This window comes from Microbispora sp. CL1-1 (assembly GCF_012034195.1).
Lineage (GTDB): Bacteria > Actinomycetota > Actinomycetes > Streptosporangiales > Streptosporangiaceae > Microbispora.
In genome coordinates this window covers 64,407-84,641 of the sequence record NZ_JAATEK010000026.1, presented here as the reverse complement: position 1 = coordinate 84,641, position 20,235 = coordinate 64,407, and the positions used below count along the sequence as shown (strand labels likewise).

The window sequence follows — 20,235 nt, the reverse complement described above, 5'->3', positions numbered from 1 at the left end:
TCTCGAATCCGCCTTGTCGCCGCGGCGTGGCAGGATTCATGCAATCCCTGCCGCGACGGGGCGGCGGGGGCCGGGGGCGTTGATCATGCGATGAGGAGCGGGTGTGGCAGGGAATCTGACACGGGACGAGGCTCGGGAGCGTGCTCGGTTGCTCACCGTCCAGTCCTACCAGGTCGAGCTCGACCTGACCGAGGGCGAGGAGCGGTTCGAGAGCATCACGACGGTCCGCTTCACGTCGGACCGTGAGGGGGCGGACACGTTCATCGACCTCCACGGCGCGCACGTGCGGAAGGTCGTGCTCAACGGCCGGGAGCTGGACGCCGGCACCTACGACGCCGAGAAGGGCCGCATCCCGCTGCCGGGGCTCGCCGCGCAGAACGAGCTGCGCGTGGACGCCGACTGCTCCTACATGCGCACCGGCGAGGGCCTGCACCGCTTCGTCGACCCTGTCGACCAGCAGGTCTACCTGCACAGCCAGTTCGAGACGGCCGACGCGCACCGCATGTACGCCTGCTTCGACCAGCCGGACCTCAAGGCGACCTTCGAGCTGACCGTCCTCGCCCCCGCCGACTGGGAGGTCGTGTCCAACGCCGCCCCCGACGCGGTCGAGGCGCTGGAGGAGCACCAGGGGCGGCACGGCACACTGCAGGCGGCCAAGCGCTGGCACTTCCCGCCGACTCCCGTCATGTCGACGTACATCACGGCCCTCATCGCCGGGCCGTACGCGGTCGTGCGCGACGAGCACGACGGGATCCCGCTCGGGATCTACGTGCGCCGCTCGCTCGCGCAGTATCTCGACCCCGAGAACATCTTCGAGGTCACCAAGCAGGGCTTCGACTTCTTCCACCGCGTCTTCGGGCTGCGCTACCCCTTCGGCAAGTACGACCAGCTGTTCGTGCCGGAGTTCAACGCGGGCGCCATGGAGAATGCGGGCGCGGTGACCTTCCTGGAGGACTACGTCTTCCGCTCGCGCGTGACCGACGCGCTGATCGAGCGCCGCGCGGAGACGATCCTGCACGAGATGGCGCACATGTGGTTCGGCGACCTCGTCACCATGCGCTGGTGGGACGACCTGTGGCTGAACGAGTCGTTCGCCACCTACATGTCCGTGCTGTGCCAGGCCGAGGCCACGCGGTGGGGTCAGGGCGCGTGGACGACGTTCGCCAACGTCGAGAAGGCCTGGGCCTACCGGCAGGACCAGCTGCCCTCCACCCACCCCATCGCCGCCGACATCCCGGACATGCAGGCCGTCGAGGTCAACTTCGACGGCATCACGTACGCCAAGGGCGCCTCGGTGCTCAAGCAGCTCGTCGCGTACGTGGGGCTCGACAACTTCCTCGCCGGGGTGCGCGACTACTTCAACGAGCACGCCTGGAAGAACACCACCCTGCAGGACCTGCTGTCGGCACTGGAGCGCACCTCCGGGCGTGACCTGTCGTCCTGGTCGAAGGAGTGGCTGGAGACCTCGGGCGTCAACACGCTGCGCTCGTCGTTCACCACCGACGACGAGGGCCGGTTCCTGAGCTTCGACGTGCTGCAGGAGGCCACGCAGGAGCACCCGACGCTGCGCTCGCACCGCGTCGCCATCGGCCTGTACTCCCTGCGCGACGGCGTGCTGACCCGGACCAAGCGGGTCGAGCTCGACATCGTCGGCGCGCGGACGTCCGTGCCCGAGCTGATCGGCGAGGTCCAGCCCGACCTCGTGCTGGTGAACGACGACGACCTCACGTACGCGAAGATCCGCCTCGACGACCGGTCGCTGCAGACCCTCGTGAACGGCGGGATCAGCGCGTTCGCCGAGTCGCTGCCCCGCGCGCTGTGCTGGTCGGCCGCCTGGGACATGACGCGCGACGCCGAGATGGCCACCCGCGACTACGTCAAGCTGGTCGTCTCCGGCATCGACTCGGTGCGCGACCTCACCGTCCTGCAGACCGTGCTGCGCCAGGCCCGCCAGGCCGTGCAGCAGTACGCCGACCCGGCGTGGCGGGCCACCGGCCTGAACGAGCTGGCCGGCGCGCTGCGCCGCCTCGTCGCGTCGGCCGAGCCGGGCTCGGACCACCAGCTCGCCTACGTCAACGCCCTCGCGGCGACCGCCGTCTCACCCGAGGACCTGGCGTTCCTCAAGGGCATCTTCGACGGCACCGCGGTGCCCGAGGGCCTGGCCGTCGACGCCGACCTGCGCTGGACGCTCATCCAGTCGCTCGTGTCCGGCGGCGTCCTCGGCGCCGCGGAGATCGACGCCGAGCTGGCCAGGGACGCCACGGCGACCGGCGAGCGCTCGGCCGCCACCAGCCGGGCCTCGATCCCGACCCCGGAGGCCAAGGCCGAGACCTGGGCGACGATCGTGGGCGGGAAGCTGAGCGGCGCGCTGCTGCGCGCCACGATCCTCGGCTTCATGGACCCGCAGCACCCCGAGCTGCTGGAGCCGTACGCCGACCGCTACTTCGAGGAGGTCGGGCGGATCTGGAGCGAGTGGACCTCCGACATGGCGCAGAACTTCGCCATCGGCTGCTACCCCGCGCTGCTGATCAGGCCGGAGACCGTGGCCCGCACGCAGGAGTACATCAGCACCACGCAGCCGCCGCACGCGCTGCGGCGCCTGCTGCTGGAGGGCGCCGACGGCGTCAGCCGGGCGCTGCGCGCCCGGGAGCGGGACGCCGCCGCCGGATCCGCCGCCTGATCCGCCTGTCCGATCCGCTGGCTGATCCTGGCCTGATGCCGGTCTGATCCTGACCGGACCGGCGTCGGGCCGCACGATCACGACCCCGAGGGCCCCGGCACACCGCCGGGGCCCTCGGGCGCATCAGAGGACATGCGGGCGCAGCAGGGGTCCCGTGCGGCGGGCGTGTCGCCGCGGACGCGTAGGGGCCTCGGGCGTGTGGCGCGGCCAGCGCAGAGGCGAGGCGCGGGCGGATGGCGTGGGCGTGTCGCCGCGGACGCATAAAAGCCTCGCGCTTGTGGCGCGGACGCACATAGGCGAGGCGCGGGCCGGGCGGCGCGGGGGCGCCGGCTGGGCTGTGGCCGGCGAGCGAAAGCGGGCCTGTGGCGGGCGCGCCGGCGAGGCTGTGGCGGGCGCGTGAAAGCGGGCCGCAAGCCGGATGCAAGGCACCGGGAGTGCGATGGGGATGCCAGGACCGTTCGCCGCGGCGTCCACAGGACCGTTCACGACCCTTCACCGTGCCCCTCACCGGGCCCCTCACCGGGCCCCTCACCGGGCCGCTGAAAGGGCCGTTCACAGGATCTTCGACGGAACCTTCGCTTGGGCCCTTCACCGGGCGGACGGGCCGGGCTACCGTCCGTCCAGGAGGCCCGTGAACGCCATGATCCCTATGCTCGTCGCCCTCGCCGTCGTGGCCGTCCTCGTCGCGACGGTCGTCTCCGCCTACAACCGCCTCGTACGCGCCCGCAACAACGTCGACAACGCCTGGGCGCAGATCGACGTGCAGCTCAGGCGGCGCTACGACCTGATCCCCAACCTCGTGGAGACCGTCAAGGGCTACGCCGCCCACGAGCGGGCGACCCTGGAGGCCGTCGTCGCGGCGCGCTCGCAGGCCATCGGCGCACAGGGCCCCGAGGAGCGGGCCGCGGCCGAAAACCTGCTGTCCGGCGCGCTGAAGAGCCTCTTCGCGGTGGCCGAGGCCTATCCCGACCTCAAGGCGAGCGCCGGCTTCGCCGAGCTCCAGGAGGAGCTGGCCACCACGGAGAACCGGATCGCCTACTCGCGGCAGTACTACAACGACGCCGTCCTGACCTACAACAACGCCATCCAGACGGTGCCCGCCAACCTCGTGGCGGGCATGACCGGCTTCACGCCCCGCGAGTATTTCCAGGCGCCCGGCGAGGAGCGCGGCCCCGTCCAGGTCGGGTTCTGACCATGGCCTTCTGGGCGGCCGCGGCGGCGGCGACCGGGCTGTGGCTGCTGCTCCTGCTCGCGCTCGCCGCGGCGACGAGAAACCCGGACGTCGAGCCGGGCCCGGCCACCGGAGTGCTCGCGGAGCACTCCCCCGCGGTGGTCGACCTGATCACCGGCGGCTGGCGGCTGTGCGACGAGGCGGCCTCCGCCACCCTGCTCGACCTGGCCGCCAGGGGCGTCGTGGCCGTCGAGGAGATCGGCCCCGAGCTGTCCCTCGTACGGCTGCGCAAGGACCCCGGCGGCCTGCGGCCGTACGAGCGGCTCGTCTACGACCACGTGCGCGCGCTGGCCGTGGACGGCGTGGTGGCGACGGGGGCGCTGGCCGAGGGCTCGCGCGACCTGCGCCGGTGGTGGAAGAGCTTCCGCAGGAAGGTGATCGTCGAGGCGCGGGAGCAGGGCCTGTCACGGCCGCGCTGGAGCCGGGGCCACGCGCTGCTCCTCGGCGCGGCGGCGGTGGTCCCCGCCGCGGCGATCGGCATCGCGGCCGGTGCCGGCGACGCCGGTGCGGACCACAACGGCGGGCCCGGAGCGGCGATCGTGTCCTTCGCCCTGCTCGTGATGTTGATGGGCAGGCTGAACGGGGAGCGCGGCACGGCCGAGGGGGCCGCGGCCGCCGCGCACTGGCTGGGCGTCCGCGAGCACCTGCGGGCGACGGGACGGTTCGCCGAGCAGCCCGCCGCCTCGGTCACGATCTGGGGCCGCCACCTCGCGTACGCCGCCGCGCTCGGGCTCGCGCCGCGTGCCGTCGGGAACCTCCCGGTCAGCACCCCCGCCGACGACAACCGGGCCTGGTCCGACTATGGCGGGATGTGGCACGTCGTGAACGTCCGCTATCCCTCGCGCCTGCTGTGGGGCCGGCCGCCGGGGACGACGATCGTACGGGGTCTCGCGGCCGGCTGGTTCGCCGGGTTCTTCACCTGGATCCTCCTGGTGGCCGCCGCCGCGTTCGGCGTGTGGCCGGACGGTCTGGTCCTGCCCGCCGCCCTCGCCGTAGGCCTGGTGGTAGCGGGCCTGCCGGTCGTCTACGCGATCGGCGACCTCGGCGGCGCGGCGACCGTCGAGGGCCGGATCGTACGGCTGCGCCGATTCCGCGACGGCAGCAAGGGGGACGACACCGCCAAGTGGACCTACTGGTGCGCCATCGACGAGGGAGGCTCCCGCGACGTCAGGGCGATGTGCCTGAGCGAGGACCTGTGGCGCCGTCTGCGGGAGGGCGACACGGTGCGGGCCGTGGCGGGGCGCAGGCTCGGCTGGATCAGGCGGATCGACGTGATCGAGGACTCCCGGCTGCGGGCCTCCTACGACGACACCGGTGAGCACCTGGTGGACGCGCCGGAGAACCTCGGCGAGGTGCGCATCCTGCCCGACCGCCCCGCGCGCGCCTTCCGGGCCGAGGACGGCGGGGCCGATGCCCCCCGGCGCCCTGAGTAAGGTCGTCGGGTGCACTCAGCCCACGACCTGTTGATCGCCCTGGCCGGGAGGTACTCGTTCGGTGACGTCGGCGCGCTCGCGCCGGCCGTGCTCGGAGATGGGGACCAGGCGGCCCTGGTCGCGTCGGTCTGCGAGTTCGGCCAGCGGTTGCTCACGCTCGACGCGGAGGACTTCCACACCGTGATCGACGCCCAGACGGTGCCCGCCGACCTGCGCAGGCGCGCCCGCGCGTGCCACATGCCGCAGACGCCCCGGGAGCAGCCGCGCGGCGCGCTCGACTCGCTGCGGCCGGCGTACGCACTGCTCCTGGAGGTCGTCGAGGCCCGCTGGAGGCGGCGCGAGCTCAGCTCGATGATCGCGGCCGTGCACATCTGCAGCGAGTATCTTCCGCTGCTCGCCTTCGAGCCCGCACTCGGACACGCGGGCGACCCGGCCCGGTGGCCGGAGGGCCTGCGCGCTCCCGGCAGCCGGTTCGGGGCCATGCCCGACCGGGACTGCGATCACACCAGGGCGGAGCGGTCGGCGGCCGAGCGGACCCTGCGGGTGGCCGTGGAGCCGCCACCCGGCTGGCGGGCCTACTTCGACCGGCAGCACAGCCAGGTGGCGGGGGCGCTCGCCACCTGCGCGGGCCGGTGCCGCACCCCCTGCTCCGCCCTCGACTGGGTGCCGGACCTCGACGACCTGTCCGCCCGCTGCCGGATCGCGCTGACGTTCGCCGACACCCCGCTCGTACGGCTGCGCCACGCGGCCCCGGTCGGCCACGGCTTCGGCGTGCCGTCGCCGGAGGAGGTGCTGGAGGCGTGGGAGCGCAGCCGCGCCGCGCTGGCCAAGCACGAGGCGGCCGCCGCCGTCACCGCCGACGACGGCTTCCCGCTGCCGGGGTTACCCTCGCTGTTCTCCGCCGTGGCGGCGGCGCCGGTGCGGCCGGCCACACTGCTCGCCGACGTCGCCGCCCACATCGTGAACCTCCTTAAGGACTGACCGCGTCACCACATCGGCGGCCTGCGGTCGCCCCAGAATCCACCGACGGACGCCTCCACCTGGGACGACAGCGAGATGAGCGTCCCCTCCTCGCCGAACCTGCCCGCCAGCATGACGCCGATGGGCAGGCCGTCGGGCGTCCAGTAGAGCGGGAGGTTCACCGCGGGCTGGCCGCTCACGTTGTAGATGGCCGCGAAGGGTGCGAAGCGCATCATCCGCTCGAACGTCTCCTCGGGCGACTCGACGTCCTCGAACCAGCCCACCGGCACGGGCGGCTGGGTCACGGTCGGCGACAGCACCGCGTCGTACGCGTCGGTGACGAGCAGCGCGAAGCGGGTGGCGAGCTGGAGCGTCCCCTGCGCCTGGAGGAACTCCGGGGCCGAGACGGCGCGGCCGCGCTCGCGCAGCCACGCGGTGAGCGGGCGCAGCTTCGGCTCCAGCTCCTCCGCCACGGGGTGCATGCACGAGAAGCTGAACCACATCTTGACGAACTCGGGCACCACGTCCGGGCCGAACGGCGGCGCGATCTCCTCCACCTCGTGGCCGAGCGACTCCAGCACCGCCGAAGCGCTCTCGTACGCCGCCAGCACGTCGGGGTGGACCTCCGCGCCGGGCACGGCGGGGGTGGCGAACCTGGCGATCCGCAGTCGCCCCGGCTCGCGCCCGACGTAGGCCGAGAACGACCCGAGCTCGGGCGCCGGCGCGTGGTAGAGGTCCCCGGGGTTGTTGTGGGCCATGACGTCCAGCAGCGCGGCGGCGTCGGCGACGTTCCTGGCCAGCGGCCCGTTGGTCGACAGCCCCGCGAGGTCGGGGATGATCGGGCCCGCGGAGATGCGGCCCCGGCTCGGCTTGATGCCGAACAGGCCGCAGACGGAGGCGGGGATGCGGATCGAGCCCGCGCCGTCGCTGCCCTGCGCGGCGGGCGCGAGTCCGGCCGCGACGGCGGCCGCCGCTCCCCCGCTCGACCCTCCGGCCGACCGCGTGATGTCCCACGGCGTACGGGCCGGCTCGTGCAGGTAGGTCTCGGTGTAGCAGGGCATGCCGAACTCGGGGGTGCTGGTCTTGCCCAGCATGACCGTGCCGGCGTCTCGCAGGCGCTCGACCACGCTGTCGTCCGCGGGTGCGACGAACCCCTCGTACGTGGCCGAACCGAAGTGCAGCGGCACGTCCTTGACGAAGTTGAGGTCCTTGATCGGGATGGGCACGCCCAGCAGCGGGGGCAGGTCCCCGGTGTCACCGGCGGCCAGCCGGGCCTCCTGCTCGCGTGCCTGGGCGAGGGCCCGGTCGGCCGTCACCGTGACGAACGCCCCCAGGCCGGGGTCGAGCCGCTCGATGCGCTCCAGGTAGTGCTCGGTGATCTGAACAGGAGAAAGTTCACCCGTACGTACGGCTGCCGCCTGCTCAAGAGCGGTAAGATCGTGAATGTGCGCCACGCTACCGAACGGTAGGCCTCTGGGCCGCGGATATCTAGAGAAGATACCCGCACTTCCGAGCAACGAATCAGCTCAAGCAGGCCACAAAAGTATGAACCATCCAACACTAGGCAAGCCGCTGACGGCTCAACTACCGTGAGTGATGTGGATACCGGTCTAGCGCCAGAAGACGGTCACGATACGTCACCTATATGGGTGGGTGACCAATCGTCAGAGCAGGCGGAACGCCCTTCGGCGCCCCCTGAGGCGCCGGCGACTCCGACGTACGCTCCGGTCGAGCGAACGTCGCTGATCAGCCTGTGGCAGGACACGCGATATCGCCACCTGCGCAGGCGGGCCGTGATCGCCGTCGCGGCGGGCGTGGTGTTCGGCGTGCTCTTCGGCAGCTGGCGGCTCGGGCTCACCGCGGCCATCCTCGCGTGCGTCGCCGACGCCGTCTATCGGGCGAGGACCGTCTCCACCATCCCCGCGTGGCGGCGCGCCTCCGCGGCCGAGCGGCAGACGGAGGCCCAGCTCAAGAAGCTGGAGCGCAACGGATATAAAACGCTGCACGCCCGGGCCATCCCCGGCAGCGAGGCGCAGATCGACCACCTCGTGGTCGGGCCCACCGGCGTGTACGCGGTGGACTCGGAGAAGTGGGACAAACGGCTGCCCGTACGGGTCCAGTCGCACCGCAAGCTCTTCCACGGCCCGTTCAACCAGAAGCCGCGGCTCGACGAGGCCCGGTGGGAGGCGGCGCAGGCCAGCGACCTGATCAGCAAGGCGCTCGGCCGGGAGATCACCGTGGTGCCGTCCCTGGCCATCTACGGTCCGCCGATCCCGTGGCGCATCCTCAACATCCGCGAGGTGGACGTTTTCTCCGGCGGGCTGGTCCGCAAGTGGATCACCAAGCGGGAGAGGTCGCTAACCACATCGGAGATCGACGCGATCTACCGGGCCGCCGAACGCGTGCTGCCCGCGCGCTACCCCGAGTAAAGCGCGGCACCCCAGGTAGAGCGCGTCGCGAGCGAAGCGCGGCATCCCAGGTAGAGCGCGTCGCGAGCGAAGCGCGGCGAGAGCGTGGCACCCCGGAGCGAGCCGGTTTCCGGGGGGACACGTCCCGACTCGTGGACAGCGGGTCTCGGCAGCCGGGCAGTGGTCGTACCATTTGAAGACTCAGTAGTCTCCGGATGGGGGTCCCTCGATGCCCGCTCTCAGGTCCCGCACTGTCACTCACGGCAGGAACATGGCCGGCGCCCGTGCGCTGCTTCGGGCCACGGGCGTAGCGGGCAGCGACCTCGGCAAGCCGATCGTCGCGATCGCCAACAGCTTCACCCAGTTCGTGCCCGGCCACGTGCACCTGCGCGAGGTCGCCGACGTGGTGGCCGGCGCGGTCCGCGAGGCGGGGGCCGTCCCGCGCGAGTTCAACACGATCGCCGTCGACGACGGCATCGCGATGGGCCACGGCGGCATGCTCTACTCGCTGCCGTCCCGCGAGCTGATCGCCGACGCCGTCGAATACATGGTCAACGCCCACTGCGCCGACGCGCTGGTCTGCGTCTCCAACTGCGACAAGATCACGCCCGGGATGCTGCTCGCCGCCTTCCGGCTCAACATCCCCACGATCTTCGTGTCCGGCGGCCCGATGGAGGCCGGCAAGATCCCCGGCCGCAAGCTCGACCTGATCGACCCGATGATCGCTTCGGCCGACGAGAGCGTGTCGGACGCCGACCTCCTGGCGATGGAGGAGAACGCCTGCCCGACCTGCGGGTCCTGCAGCGGCATGTTCACCGCCAACTCCATGAACTGCCTCGCCGAGGCGATCGGCCTGGCCCTGCCCGGCAACGGCACCACGCTGGCGACCCACAAGGCCCGCAAGGCCCTTTTCGAGGACGCCGGACGGCAGATCGTCGACATCACCCGGCGTTACTACGAGGAGGACGACGAGGCGGTCCTGCCGAGGAGCATCGCCACCCGCGAGGCGTTCGAGAACGCGATGGCGCTCGACGTCGCCATGGGCGGATCGACCAACACGATCCTCCACATCCTGGCCGCCGCCCGCGAGGCGGGCGTCGACTTCGGGCTCAAGGAGATCAACGAGATCTCGCTGCGCGTGCCGTGCCTGTGCAAGGTCGCCCCGGCCACGATGAAGTACCACGTCGAGGACGTGCACCGGGCGGGCGGCATCCCCGGCATCCTCGGTGAGCTCGACCGGGCCGGCCTGCTCCACCGCGACCTGCCGACCGTCCACTCCGCCTCCATCGCGGAGTACATCGCCAAGTGGGACCCGAAGTCCCCCGAGGTCACCGACGAGGCTTTGGAGCTGTGGCACGCCGCCCCCGGCAACGTGCGCACCGTCAAGGCGTACTCGCAGGACGCCCGCTGGGAGTCGCTCGACCTCGACCGCGCCGAGGGCTGCATCCGCGACCTCGACCACGCGTACACAAAGGACGGCGGCCTCGCCGTCCTGTACGGGAACATCGCCCAGGACGGCTGCGTGGTCAAGACGGCCGGCGTGGACGAGTCGATCTGGCGCTTCTCGGGCCCGGCGGTCGTGTTCGAGTCGCAGGAGGCGGCCTCCGAGGGCATCCTCGGCGGCAAGGTCAAGGCCGGCGACGTGGTCGTCATCCGCTACGAGGGCCCCAAGGGCGGCCCCGGGATGCAGGAGATGCTCTACCCGACGAGCTTCCTCAAGGGCAAGGGCCTGGGCAAGGCGTGCGCGCTGATCACCGACGGCCGCTTCTCCGGCGGCACGTCGGGCCTGTCGATCGGCCACGCCTCCCCCGAGGCCGCCGAGGGCGGCGCGATGGCCCTGATCGAGGACGGCGACATCATCGACATCGACATCCCGGGCCGTTCGATCGAGCTCAGGGTGGCCGAGGACGTGCTGGCCGCCCGCCGCGAGCGGCTGCTGGCCGACCTCGGCGGCTACCGGCCGCGCGACCGGCAGCGTCCGGTGTCAGCCGCCCTCCAGGCGTACGCCGCGCTGACCACGTCGGCCTCGACCGGCGCGTCCCGCGACCTGTCCCAGCTCTCCCGCTAGACCCGGGAAACGCGTGGGGCCGCCTCCGAGGAGGCGGCCCCACGTTCTCCTGCCGTCAGCTGTAGGAAACCGTCTGCACGCTGCAGTTGGTCATCCACGGACCGGGATAGACCGGGGCCGTCGTGCAGCCCCAGGTGGCGGTCACGGTGGTGGTTCCCGCGGGGATGCTGACGCTGCCGGCGGTGCCGGCGAAGTCGTACGAATGGCCCTCACTGCATATGGCGGAGACGCTGACGGACGTCGTCCCGCTGGGCAGCGTCTTCGTGAACTGCCACGCGTGCGTGGCCGGGACCGCGACCAGGCTGCTGTAGGGCACCCCTACGACGGAGATGGGGTACCAGTCCCTGGTGTCCCCGAAGCTGTTGTAGTTGAGGCAGTCCACTGTGGCGTTCAGCGTGACGGTGTCGGCCATGGCGGGGCTGGGCGCGAGCGCGAGGCTCAGCACGCCGGTGGTCACGAGCGCCGCACCGAGCGCGAGCACTCTCCGGGCTGGATTCGCAGCGAACATTGGTGTCCCTTCTCCCTCATTTCAACAACGAATGCACCATCTCCCCCAGGAACGGTCAATCTCCGGAGTTTTCGGAAGTCCGGAATGTCGGGCCGGCTGAAAATGCGCCGAGCCGGGGGCCCGAAACGCACCGCCGGCCCGCCCGGATAACCGAAATCCGATATGCAGCGGATGATCGCAGAGATTTCAGGCACGATTCGGCGAAATGTTTCGAATGCCCCGCTCATGGTGATTTCCGGGTGGAGCCCGGTCTCTGAAAGTTTCAGAGCGTCGTCCGCCCACGACCACCGCGAAGCCGTCCGGCTCTCATGGTTCACCGCCGTTGCCGGGCCGCCCACAGGTGATGCGGGGCCGTGTGGAAGCCGTGCCGGACCGGGCGCAGGCGGCGAACAGGCCGCCATCACGCCGGTCTTCGCCGTCGTCGGCCTTCACGTCACCAGGACCGTACGGCCCGGCGAGGGGATGCACGCCGGGAGGGTGGCCGTGGCCGTGGGGCTCGCCGGGCGGATGCGCGCCGCGATGTGACGAGTCGTATGGCACGGCAAGGGGATTGCACGCCAGGATGCGGCCGTGGTCGTAGGCCACGGGCGGGCGGATGCGCGGCGCGGTGACGACAGCGGGCGGGGACGACCGGTTTCCTCCGCAGGCGGTCGGGCGTCCCGGACAGAAAACGGTGGCCGGAAGGACAGGCCACCCTAGCGCCGTTACCGAGCACGCGTTCGGAAAAATGTCAGTGCTCGTCGCTATTGTCGAACTATGGCCAACGTCATTCGGCACTCGCTGACCGCCGAGGAACTCGCCGCCCTCGCCCTGTCGCTCGCTCACCTCGGTGCCGGCCCGCAGTCGGTCACCGCCCGGCGCGGTCTGCGCCACGCTTTCGAGCACCTCGATCTGGACGACGACGTCATCGCCACGACCCTGACCACCCTGACCACTCCGCTGCCCACCGACGTCGCCCGCCGGGCGCGGGCGGTGGCCAACGCGATCACCGCCCGCCTGGTGATCCGCATCCAGTATCACGACGCGGCGGGCCGGATGACGGTCCGCGACGTCGAGCCGGTGACCTGCCTGGTCCACGGCGAGTTCTGGTATCTGGTGGGCTGGTGCCGCATGCGCCGCTCGATCAGGGCGTTCCGCTTCGACCGCATCCTGGCGGTGGAGCCGACCGACCTGCCTGCGCGTGCTCACCTGCCGCAGCGCTACCTGCCGTTCCAACGCCGCTCGCGGGCCCGCCGCCCGTCCGCGGCCTGACTCGACAGCCCGGCTCCGGTCCCTGAACCGGCGGCCCGGCTACGCCGCCCGCGGGCGTGGCACCCACGCCCGCGGGCCGTACGGCCACCCGCGCCGGGCGGCCGGAATCAGCCCGGAGCAGCCCAAGGAGCCCCAAGGCAGCCTGGAGAAAGCCCCGGAGCTGCCCGGTGAGAGCACGGGGACGGACGCGGCTCAGCCGCCGCAGCAGCCACCACCGCAGCAACCGCCGCCCGCGCCACCCGACGGACGGGCGGCGGGAGCCCCGGACGCCCTGCCCGTGACGGCCACGGTGGACAGCAGCTTCACGGTGTCGTCGTGGCCGGAGGGGCAGACCGCCCGGTCACCGGCCTCAGCCATGGGACGGTTGAGTTCGAACGTCGACCCGCACGCGCGGCAACGGTAGTCATAGCGAGGCATGCGTCCAGATTAGAGCCCGGCCCGGCGTAAGCGGGCGTCCCCGGGCAGGCGGCGCAGCCGAAGTAGGTGGTCACATGGCCGGCCATAGACCGGCGACCGAGCCGCCTGCAGGAAGGACGACGACCCGGCGTAAGCGGGCGTCCCCGGGGAGGCGGCGCAGCCGAAGTAGGTGGTCACGCAGCCGGCCATAGACCGGGCACCAAGCCGCTGCCAGGAGGGATGACGACCCTGCGTAGGCGGGCGTCCCGGGGAGGCGGCTCAGGCGAAGTGGATGGTCGCGTAGTCGGCGATGGGCCGGAAGCCGAGCCGCTGATAGATGGAGTTGGACGTGGGGTTGTCCAGATCGGTGAACAGCAGCACCTCGGTGGCGCCGTCGTCGAGCGCCTTCCTGCTGGCCGCGTGGGCGACGGCGCTGCCGTACCCGCGTCCGCGCAGCTCGGGCGGGGTGTAGACGGGCCCGATCCGCGACATGCCGGCGATCGGCGCGGAGACACCGGCGATGGAGACGGACCGGCCGTCGTCCTCCCACATGATCAGTTCCTCCCGGTTGACCCGGGCGGCGACGACCGGAGTGGGGTCGGCCGTGCGCTCGGCATGCGCCTCGTGCTGGAACTCCCGGATGAAGCTCACGGCCGTCGGCAGGTCGCCGGCGCCCGCGACGCGGGGCTTCCCCGGCGCGGAGGAAGCCCGCAGCGCGCCGAGGCGATAGAGCCGCTCGGCCCGGCGGCGGGTCTCCGGCCGCCACCACGCGGCCGCGAACGCCTCGGCGACGGCGATCGGACCACCGACCGCGGGCACGTCGTGGTCCAGCTCGATCAGGTCGCGTGCCAGCAGGGGAAGCGCCGCGAGCGGAACGTCGCCCAGCGCGAGCGGATAGGGCGGCGTCTGGCAGGCCGCCCCTGCCACGGTGTCGCCGTCCTCCAGCCAGGCCAGCAGGGGATCGACCGTGAACTGACCGCTGCGGATCCCGCGCAGCACGGTCAGCATGACCGTGCTGCGGACGGGATCGCGCAGCAGCCAGGGCTCCGCCGCCGCGGCGTACTCCTCCACGTCGGCGGTGATCGTCCACCTCATGACGTCGCCCGTCAGGCCGCCGTCTCCGACAGGTAGGGCGCCCACTGCGGATCACCGTCGAGTTGCGCGCCGATGAGCCGCCAGTGCGCGCCGTGCGGCACCACGGGGGCCACCCGCAGCGCCCAGCCGAGCTCCTCCAGCAGCTTGTCGGCCTTGCGGTGGTTGCACGGCGTGCACGAGGCGACGCAGTTCTCCCATGTGTGAGGGCCACCCCGGGATCGCGGGATGACGTGATCGATGGTCTCGGCCCGCTGGCCGCAGTAGGCACAGCGGAAGTTGTCCCGGCGCATCAGCGCGGCCCGGGTGAGCGGGATGCGCGTCCGGTAGGGGATGCGGACATAACGCCGGAGCCGGATCACCGATGGGACGTCGAGCGTGCGCGTGGCCGAGCGCAGGACCGCGCCCCGGCCGTCGCGGTGGACGACGTCCGCCTTCTCTCTCAGCACCAGAATTACGGCCCGGTGCAGGGAGAGCGTGGTCAGCGGTTCGTATGTGGCGTTCAGGAGCAGGACTTGGCGCATCAGCCGGCCTCCACAGCGGTCTCGGCTGTGCGCCTGGGTTGTGGTCCCGTCGGTTGGGACCCGGATGCTTCCGTCACAGGGACCTCCGCCGGACGGCCCAGCGGATCGTCACCACGGCACCGCCCTTCACCAAAGTGTGGCCTTGTCGGCGGCCCCCGCGCCACCCCATAAAGGGTCTGTGAGGTGAACGACTGGGACGCCTGCTGCTTCTATGCCCAGGTGTTCACCCCTTTATTCCCGTCTTGGCCGGGTACGGACGATGTACCGCCGCAGGCGTCCGGCTGTTTTAAAGTGCCTGCATGAGCCGAGTGCCGTACCCGCCAGCCCGCCGTGACGACATCGTCGACGATCTCCACGGAACGCCCGTCCCCGACCCGTACCGGTGGCTGGAGGATCCGGACGATCCGGCGACGAAGGAGTGGCTGGACGCGCAGGAGACCCTCTTCAGGTCCGCCGAGCTCGAAGGGCGCGACCACTTCCGCGAGCGCATCGCCGAACTCCTGCGTTCCGGGTCGGTGGGCACGCCGTCCTGGCGCGGCGAGCGCCGCTTCTTCACCCGGCGGGCCCCCGACCAGGAGCACCCGGTCCTGTACGTCGCGGACGGCGGCGGCGAGCGGGTGCTGCTCGACCCCACCGCCCTCGACCCCTCGGGCCTGACCACGCTCGACTCCTACCAGCCGGACAAGGAAGGCAACCGGCTGGCGTACCAGATCTCGGTCGGCGGTGACGAGGAGTCGCGCCTGTACGTCGTCGACGTGGCGACCGGAGAGATCATCGAGGGGCCGATCGACCGCTGCCGCTACTCCCCCGTGGCCTGGCTGCCCGGCGGGGAGGCGTTCTACTACGTGCGCCGGCTGGCGCCCTCGCTGGTCCCGGCCGGCGAGGAGCAGTATCACCGCCGCGTCTACCTGCACCGCGTCGGCACCTCTCCCGACGACGACGTGCTGATCTTCGGCGAGGGCCTGGAGAAGACCAACTACTACGGGGTCTCGGTCTCCCTCGACGGCAGACGGCTGTCGGTCTCCGCCTCGCGGGGCACCGCCCCGCGCAACGACCTGTGGGTGGCCGACCTGGCCGCCTCGTCGCCGGAGGCGCCGGAGCTGGTCACCGTGCAGCAGGACGTCGACGCCCAGACCGGGCTCCACTTCGGCCGCGACGGGCGGCTCTACGTCTTCACCGATCTCGACGCCCCGCGTGGGCGGGTCTGCGTCACCTCGCCGGAGACGCCCGGCCGTGAGCACTGGCGCGACCTGATCCCCGAGGACGCCGAGGCGGTGCTGTCCGACTTCGCGATCCTCGACGGCATGGCCGAGCCGGTCCTGCTCGTCGGCTGGACCCGCCACGCGATCGGCGAGATCTCCGTCCATGCCCTGGAGAGCGGCGAGCGGATCGGTGAGGTCCCGCTGCCGGGGCTCGGCTCCATCGGAGGGATCTTCGAGCGCCCAGAGGGCGGGCACGAGGCCTGGTTCAGCTACACCGACGGCATCACCCCGACCGCCGTGTACCACTACGACGCGCTGACCGGCGATACCTCGCTCTGGGAGGCGCCGCCTGGCGCGGTGGAGGTGCCCGAGGCGACCACCGAGCAGGTGGTCTACCGGTCGAAGGACGGCACCGAGGTGCGCATGCTGGTCACCTCGCGCCCCGGCTCCGGGCCCCGTCCCACGATCCTGTACGGCTACGGCGGCTTCGGCGTCCCGCTGACCCCCGGGTTCTCCGCCACGACGCTGGCCTGGGTCGAGGCGGGCGGCGTCTACGCGGTCGCCCAGCTTCGCGGCGGCGGCGAGGAGGGCGAGCAGTGGCACCGTGACGGCATGCTCGGCAACAAGCAGAACGTCTTCGACGACCTGCACGCGGCGGCCGAGCACCTCATCGCCACCGGCGTCACCACCCGGGACCAGCTCGCCATCTCGGGCGGGTCCAACGGCGGGCTGCTCGTCGGCGCGGCGCTCACCCAGCGCCCCGACCTGTACGCGGCGGTCGTGTGCTCGGCGCCGCTGCTCGACATGATCAGGTATGAGAAGTTCGGTCTCGGGGCGACCTGGAACGTCGAGTACGGCTCGGCCGACGTGCCGGAGGAGTTCGCCTGGCTGTGGAGCTACTCGCCGTACCACCACGTGCGTGAGGGGGTGTCCTACCCGGCCACGCTGTTCACCGTGTTCGCGTCCGACACCCGTGTCCATCCCCTGCACGCGTGGAAGATGGCGGCGGCCCTGCAGCACGCACAGGCGGGCGACCGGCCGATCCTGCTGCGCAACGAGACCGAGGTGGGGCACGGCGCCCGGGCCGTGAGCCGGTCGGTCGAGCTCTCGGCCGACCAGCTCGCGTTCCTGGCCCGGCACACCGGCCTGAAGGTCGGCTGAGGCGCGGAGGTCAGCGCGGGAAGATGACGGTCTTGTGGCCGTCCAGCAGCACGCGGTGCTCCGCGTGCCAGCGGACGGCCCGGGCCAGCGCCTGGCATTCGAGGTCACGGCCGATCGCGGCGAGGTCCTCGGGCGAGTGGGTGTGGTTCACCCGCGCGACCTCCTGCTCGATGATCGGCCCCTCGTCGAGGTCGGGCGTCACGTAGTGCGCCGTGGCGCCGATCAGCTTCACGCCCCGCGAGTACGCCTGGTGGTACGGTTTGGCGCCCTTGAACGACGGCAGGAACGAGTGGTGGATGTTGATCATCCGCCCGGCGAGCTTGGCGCACATCTCCTGCGAGAGCACCTGCATGTAGCGGGCGAGCACGACCAGATCGGCCTGATAGTGGTCGACCAGCGTGAGGATCTCCGCCTCCTGCCGCGGCTTGGTGTCCGGGGTGACCGGCAGGTGGTGGTAGTCCACGCCGTACGACTGGGTGAGCGGGCGCAGGTCGGGATGGTTGGACGCGACGCCCACAATCTCGATCGGCAGCAGGCCCGAGCGCACCCGATAGAGCAGGTCGTTGAGGCAGTGGTCGAACCTGCTGACGAGCACAAGCGCCCGCGTCCGCACCGCGAGGTCGAAGAGCTGGAACTCCATGGCGAACTCCGACGCGAGCGCGGCGAACGCCACCTGCAGCTCGTCGACGGCGTGCCCGCTGGAGAACTGCACGCGCATGAAGAACCGCTCCTCGACGGGGTCGCCGAACTGCTGGCTCTCGATGATGTTGCAGCCCTTCCCGGCCAGCAGCCCGGAGACGGCCGCGACCACTCCCGGCCGGTCCGGGCAGGACAGGGTCAGCACATATTCAGCGCTCATGCTCAGATCCTCGAGGGGTGACGGTGTCGGCTACAAGGGTAGGGCCACCCGGTCGCCGAACGCGGGCCTGGCGGCGAGCGCAACCCGGGACACGCGGGCTGCGCCGGCGGAGCAGGCGAGGACGCCGGGAGCGGACCCCGTAGCGGCGGGCCGGATCGGTGAAGGCCGGGCCGGGCAGGTTGACCGGTGGAGGCCGGGCGGGCAGGCAGGCCGGTGGAAGCGGGGCCGAGCAGGGTAGACCGGTGGAGGCCAAGCTGGGTCTGTGGCGGCGGGGACGGCGGACGACCGGGTGGCCGTCCGCCGTGAGCGCTCCCCCGCCGTGAGGGGACCTAGCCCGCCTTCTCGTGCCGCTCCAGCGCCGCCCGTACGTCGGGGTCGTCCGGGGCCAGGGCCAGCGCCCGGCGCAGGTCGAGCATCGCCTCCCGGCCCCGCCCGAGCGCGTCGAGCGCGGTGGCCCGGTTGAAGTACAGCGCCGCGTCCTCGCCCAGCTCGATCGCCCGGGTGAGGTCGTCTACGGCGCCCCGCGCGTCGCCGGTCTCGAACCGCAGGGTCGCGCGGTTCGCCCAGGCCGAGGCCAGGCGGGCGTCGGCGGCCAGCGCCGCGTCGAAGGCCAGGGCGGCCTCCGCGTAGCGGCCCGCCTCGGTCTCCAGCTGCCCCAGCACGCCGTGCAGGTGCGCGTTGCCGGGGTCGAGGGCGAGCCCCGCCTCGACGTCGCGCCTTGCGGCCTCGTGCTCGCCGAGCATCTCCAGCACGCCGGCCCGGTTGACGTACGCGTCGAGGTAACCGGGGTCGAGCTCGATCACGTGGTCTAGATCGGCCCGGGCGCCGTCCAGGTCCCCGGCGGCCAGGCGCAGCTCCGCCCGGTTGTAGTACGCCTCGGGCAGCGGCGGGCTCACCCGCATCGCCGTCTCGTAATCGGCCAGCGCCTCCTCCGTACGTCCTATCTCGAACAGCAGGTTGCCCCGGTCGAGATAGTTGTCGGGGAAGCCCGGGTCGATCGCGACGGCGCGGTCGAAGTCGGCCAGCGCCTCCTCCGTGCGGCCGAGGCGTGCGAGAAGCTGCGCGCGGTTGCCGAACAGCACCATCCGGTGCACGGGGTGGGCGTCCGGTGGAAGATCGCGCTCGGCCAGGTCGATGGCCGACTGCACCAGGCCGAGTGCTTCGTCGGTCCGCCCTTCCCGCAGCTCGATCAGCGCGCGGCCGTTCTGGTCGAACCCGAGCTTGAATGCTCGGGTCCGCCGGTCGGGCAGCAGCGTGGAGATCGCTATCGCCTCGTTGATCCAGGCCCTGGCCCTGACCAGGTCGCGCCGCGCCGGATCGCGGTCGCGCGCGTCGAGCATCGCCGTGCCGTATGCGGCGGCGGCATGCACGGCCGGATCGACGCTGACCCTGCGCGCCTGGTCGTACAGCTCCTGCGCGTGCGCCCGACGGCCCAGCCCCGCCAGGGCCGTCGCGGTGCGGTGGGTGAAGCGCCACCACAGGTCGGACCCCGGCTCCACCAGCCGCAGGCCGCGCGAGCCCAGCTCCACGACCGCGTGCAGGAACCCCTCGGTGACGCAGTGGTCCACCGCGGCCCACAGTGCCCGCGCCGCCGCGTCGACGTCGCCGCCGTGCTCCAGGTGGTACGGCACCGCGCCCAGGGCGTGCTCCGCCGCCGCGGGGTCGGCCATCAGCTCGGCGGCGCGCCGGTCGTGCCGGAGCGCCCGTTCCTCCGGCGGCAGTGACAGGTAGGCGCGGTAGGCCCGGGGGTCGTCGGAGGTGCCGTCAGAGGTGACGTAGTCGTCGGGCGGGCCGCCTTGGGCCCGCGCCTCCACCACGCGCGCCCCCTCCCACGTGTCCTTCCACGCGTCGTTCCACGGGGGTTCCGGGGAGCCGAGGGCCAGCGTCAGATCCGGCACCCGACGCACCAGGACGCGCAGCAGCTCGCGGTCGGCCGGGTCCGCCTCGTGCAGGTTGTCCACCAGCAGCGTCCGCGGCCCTTCGAGGCAGTCGCGGACGAACTCGGCGATGCCGTTGGCGATCCGGAGCGTACGGCGCGGCGCGGGCACGAGAATCCGCTCGTCCTCGGTCAGACGGGCCTCGATGGTCTGCCGTCGCGCCGGCACCAGAGGGCGCAGGCTCGGGGCGACGGCGCGGATCTCGATGTCGTGTTCCGCCACCAGGCCCGGGGAACGCTCCAATGCGACCGGGACAAGGGCGCGCAGGATCGCGCCACCGATCGTGTACGGACCGCGTAGCCGCCGGTGCCCGTTGACGACGGGCGCGACGGAAGGCGGCGCCTCCATGACGAGCGCGCGGAGGGCTGCCACGCGGTCCCGGGAGAGGTCTCCCCGGACCCAGATGTGGCTCGGGTGGACCCTCACCCCTTGTGGATCACGCTTGAGGTGCCGCTGAGCTTGGTCGTCCCCGGCTTACGGATAATGATCTTCTTCATCATGCCTCTTTCCCCACTCTTGCGGACA

General features: G+C 71.9%; 15 protein-coding genes. 8 read left to right on the top strand and 7 right to left on the bottom strand.

What is annotated here, in order from left to right; genetic code table 11:
• Positions 1 to 103: 103 nt before the first annotated feature.
• The 4 genes from pepN (at position 104) to HCK04_RS26680 (ending at position 6,325) form a co-directional block, all read left to right on the top strand.
• Complete coding sequence (pepN, locus tag HCK04_RS26695) at positions 104 to 2,680, top strand: aminopeptidase N (RefSeq protein ID WP_142650147.1); 2,577 nt, start codon at positions 104 to 106, stop codon at positions 2,678 to 2,680.
• A gap of 640 nt (positions 2,681 to 3,320) precedes the next feature.
• Positions 3,321 to 3,872, top strand: a complete 552-nt coding sequence (locus HCK04_RS26690) for a LemA family protein (RefSeq protein ID WP_142650146.1) — start codon at positions 3,321 to 3,323, stop codon at positions 3,870 to 3,872.
• A 2-nt stretch (positions 3,873 to 3,874) separates the two neighbouring features.
• Positions 3,875 to 5,344, top strand: coding sequence for a DUF2207 domain-containing protein (locus tag HCK04_RS26685; RefSeq protein ID WP_142650145.1), 1,470 nt, complete (start codon positions 3,875 to 3,877; stop codon positions 5,342 to 5,344).
• Positions 5,345 to 5,353: 9 nt separating this feature from the next.
• On the top strand, positions 5,354 to 6,325 hold the full coding sequence (locus tag HCK04_RS26680; protein ID WP_142650144.1) for a hypothetical protein: 972 nt from the start codon (positions 5,354 to 5,356) through the stop codon (positions 6,323 to 6,325).
• 5 nt (positions 6,326 to 6,330) lie between these two features.
• On the opposite strand, the gene HCK04_RS26675 is transcribed toward HCK04_RS26680, so the two are convergent.
• Positions 6,331 to 7,758, bottom strand: a complete 1,428-nt coding sequence (locus HCK04_RS26675; RefSeq protein ID WP_142650143.1) for an amidase — start codon at positions 7,756 to 7,758, stop codon at positions 6,331 to 6,333.
• 195 nt (positions 7,759 to 7,953) lie between these two features.
• Here HCK04_RS26675 and HCK04_RS26670 point away from each other — a divergent pair, with 195 nt between their 5' ends.
• The gene (locus HCK04_RS26670) at positions 7,954 to 8,733 is read left to right on the top strand and encodes a nuclease-related domain-containing protein (protein WP_260617411.1); all 780 of its coding nucleotides are present in this window, start codon (positions 7,954 to 7,956) and stop codon (positions 8,731 to 8,733) included.
• A 208-nt stretch (positions 8,734 to 8,941) separates the two neighbouring features.
• Positions 8,942 to 10,780 carry a dihydroxy-acid dehydratase gene (gene ilvD, locus HCK04_RS26665; protein WP_142650141.1) on the top strand — a complete coding sequence of 613 codons (1,839 nt, stop codon included), beginning with the start codon at positions 8,942 to 8,944 and terminating at the stop codon, positions 10,778 to 10,780.
• Positions 10,781 to 10,835: 55 nt separating this feature from the next.
• Here the strand turns inward: ilvD and HCK04_RS26660 are convergent, their stop codons facing one another.
• Entirely contained in the window at positions 10,836 to 11,288 is a 453-nt protein-coding gene (locus tag HCK04_RS26660; RefSeq protein WP_142650140.1) for a hypothetical protein, read from the bottom strand.
• 756 nt (positions 11,289 to 12,044) lie between these two features.
• Here HCK04_RS26660 and HCK04_RS26655 point away from each other — a divergent pair.
• The gene (locus HCK04_RS26655) at positions 12,045 to 12,539 is read left to right on the top strand and encodes a WYL domain-containing protein (RefSeq protein ID WP_142650139.1); all 495 of its coding nucleotides are present in this window, start codon (positions 12,045 to 12,047) and stop codon (positions 12,537 to 12,539) included.
• A 192-nt stretch (positions 12,540 to 12,731) separates the two neighbouring features.
• Here HCK04_RS26655 and HCK04_RS26650 read toward each other — a convergent pair whose 3' ends face one another.
• The 3 genes from HCK04_RS26650 to HCK04_RS26640 form a co-directional block, all read right to left on the bottom strand.
• Positions 12,732 to 12,956, bottom strand: a complete 225-nt coding sequence (locus HCK04_RS26650) for a zinc ribbon domain-containing protein (protein WP_030509608.1) — start codon at positions 12,954 to 12,956, stop codon at positions 12,732 to 12,734.
• Between the two features lie 258 nt (positions 12,957 to 13,214).
• Positions 13,215 to 14,030: a GNAT family N-acetyltransferase gene (locus tag HCK04_RS26645; protein ID WP_142650138.1), complete on the bottom strand. Its 816-nt coding sequence runs from the start codon at positions 14,028 to 14,030 to the stop codon at positions 13,215 to 13,217.
• 11 nt (positions 14,031 to 14,041) lie between these two features.
• A complete protein-coding gene (locus tag HCK04_RS26640; protein ID WP_142650137.1) occupies positions 14,042 to 14,551 on the bottom strand; it encodes an HNH endonuclease in 510 nt (169 codons plus the stop codon).
• A 299-nt stretch (positions 14,552 to 14,850) separates the two neighbouring features.
• On the opposite strand from HCK04_RS26640, the gene HCK04_RS26635 reads away from it, so the two are divergent.
• A complete protein-coding gene (locus HCK04_RS26635; protein ID WP_142650136.1) occupies positions 14,851 to 16,914 on the top strand; it encodes a prolyl oligopeptidase family serine peptidase in 2,064 nt (687 codons plus the stop codon).
• Positions 16,915 to 16,924: 10 nt separating this feature from the next.
• Here HCK04_RS26635 and purU read toward each other — a convergent pair whose 3' ends face one another.
• Both purU and HCK04_RS26625 read right to left on the bottom strand, forming a co-directional pair.
• A complete protein-coding gene (gene purU / locus HCK04_RS26630) occupies positions 16,925 to 17,773 on the bottom strand; it encodes a formyltetrahydrofolate deformylase (protein WP_142650135.1) in 849 nt (282 codons plus the stop codon).
• Between the two features lie 329 nt (positions 17,774 to 18,102).
• On the bottom strand, positions 18,103 to 20,082 hold the full coding sequence (locus HCK04_RS26625) for a tetratricopeptide repeat protein (RefSeq protein ID WP_260617410.1): 1,980 nt from the start codon (positions 20,080 to 20,082) through the stop codon (positions 18,103 to 18,105).
• Positions 20,083 to 20,235: the final 153 nt, after the last annotated feature.

Bases quoted from the DNA above. Each gene is read 5' to 3' on its own strand.
- HCK04_RS26690 (WP_142650146.1), top strand. From the start codon at position 3,321: ATGATCCCTATGCTCGTCGCCCTCGCCGTCGTGGCCGTCCTCGTCGCG.
- HCK04_RS26685 (WP_142650145.1), top strand. From the start codon at position 3,875: ATGGCCTTCTGGGCGGCCGCGGCGGCGGCGACCGGGCTGTGGCTGCTG.
- ilvD (WP_142650141.1), top strand. From the start codon at position 8,942: ATGCCCGCTCTCAGGTCCCGCACTGTCACTCACGGCAGGAACATGGCC.
- HCK04_RS26660 (WP_142650140.1), bottom strand. From the start codon at position 11,288: ATGTTCGCTGCGAATCCAGCCCGGAGAGTGCTCGCGCTCGGTGCGGCG.
- HCK04_RS26655 (WP_142650139.1), top strand. From the start codon at position 12,045: ATGGCCAACGTCATTCGGCACTCGCTGACCGCCGAGGAACTCGCCGCC.
- HCK04_RS26650 (WP_030509608.1), bottom strand. From the start codon at position 12,956: ATGCCTCGCTATGACTACCGTTGCCGCGCGTGCGGGTCGACGTTCGAA.
- HCK04_RS26645 (WP_142650138.1), bottom strand. From the start codon at position 14,030: ATGAGGTGGACGATCACCGCCGACGTGGAGGAGTACGCCGCGGCGGCG.
- HCK04_RS26640 (WP_142650137.1), bottom strand. From the start codon at position 14,551: ATGCGCCAAGTCCTGCTCCTGAACGCCACATACGAACCGCTGACCACG.
- HCK04_RS26635 (WP_142650136.1), top strand. From the start codon at position 14,851: ATGAGCCGAGTGCCGTACCCGCCAGCCCGCCGTGACGACATCGTCGAC.
- purU (WP_142650135.1), bottom strand. From the start codon at position 17,773: ATGAGCGCTGAATATGTGCTGACCCTGTCCTGCCCGGACCGGCCGGGA.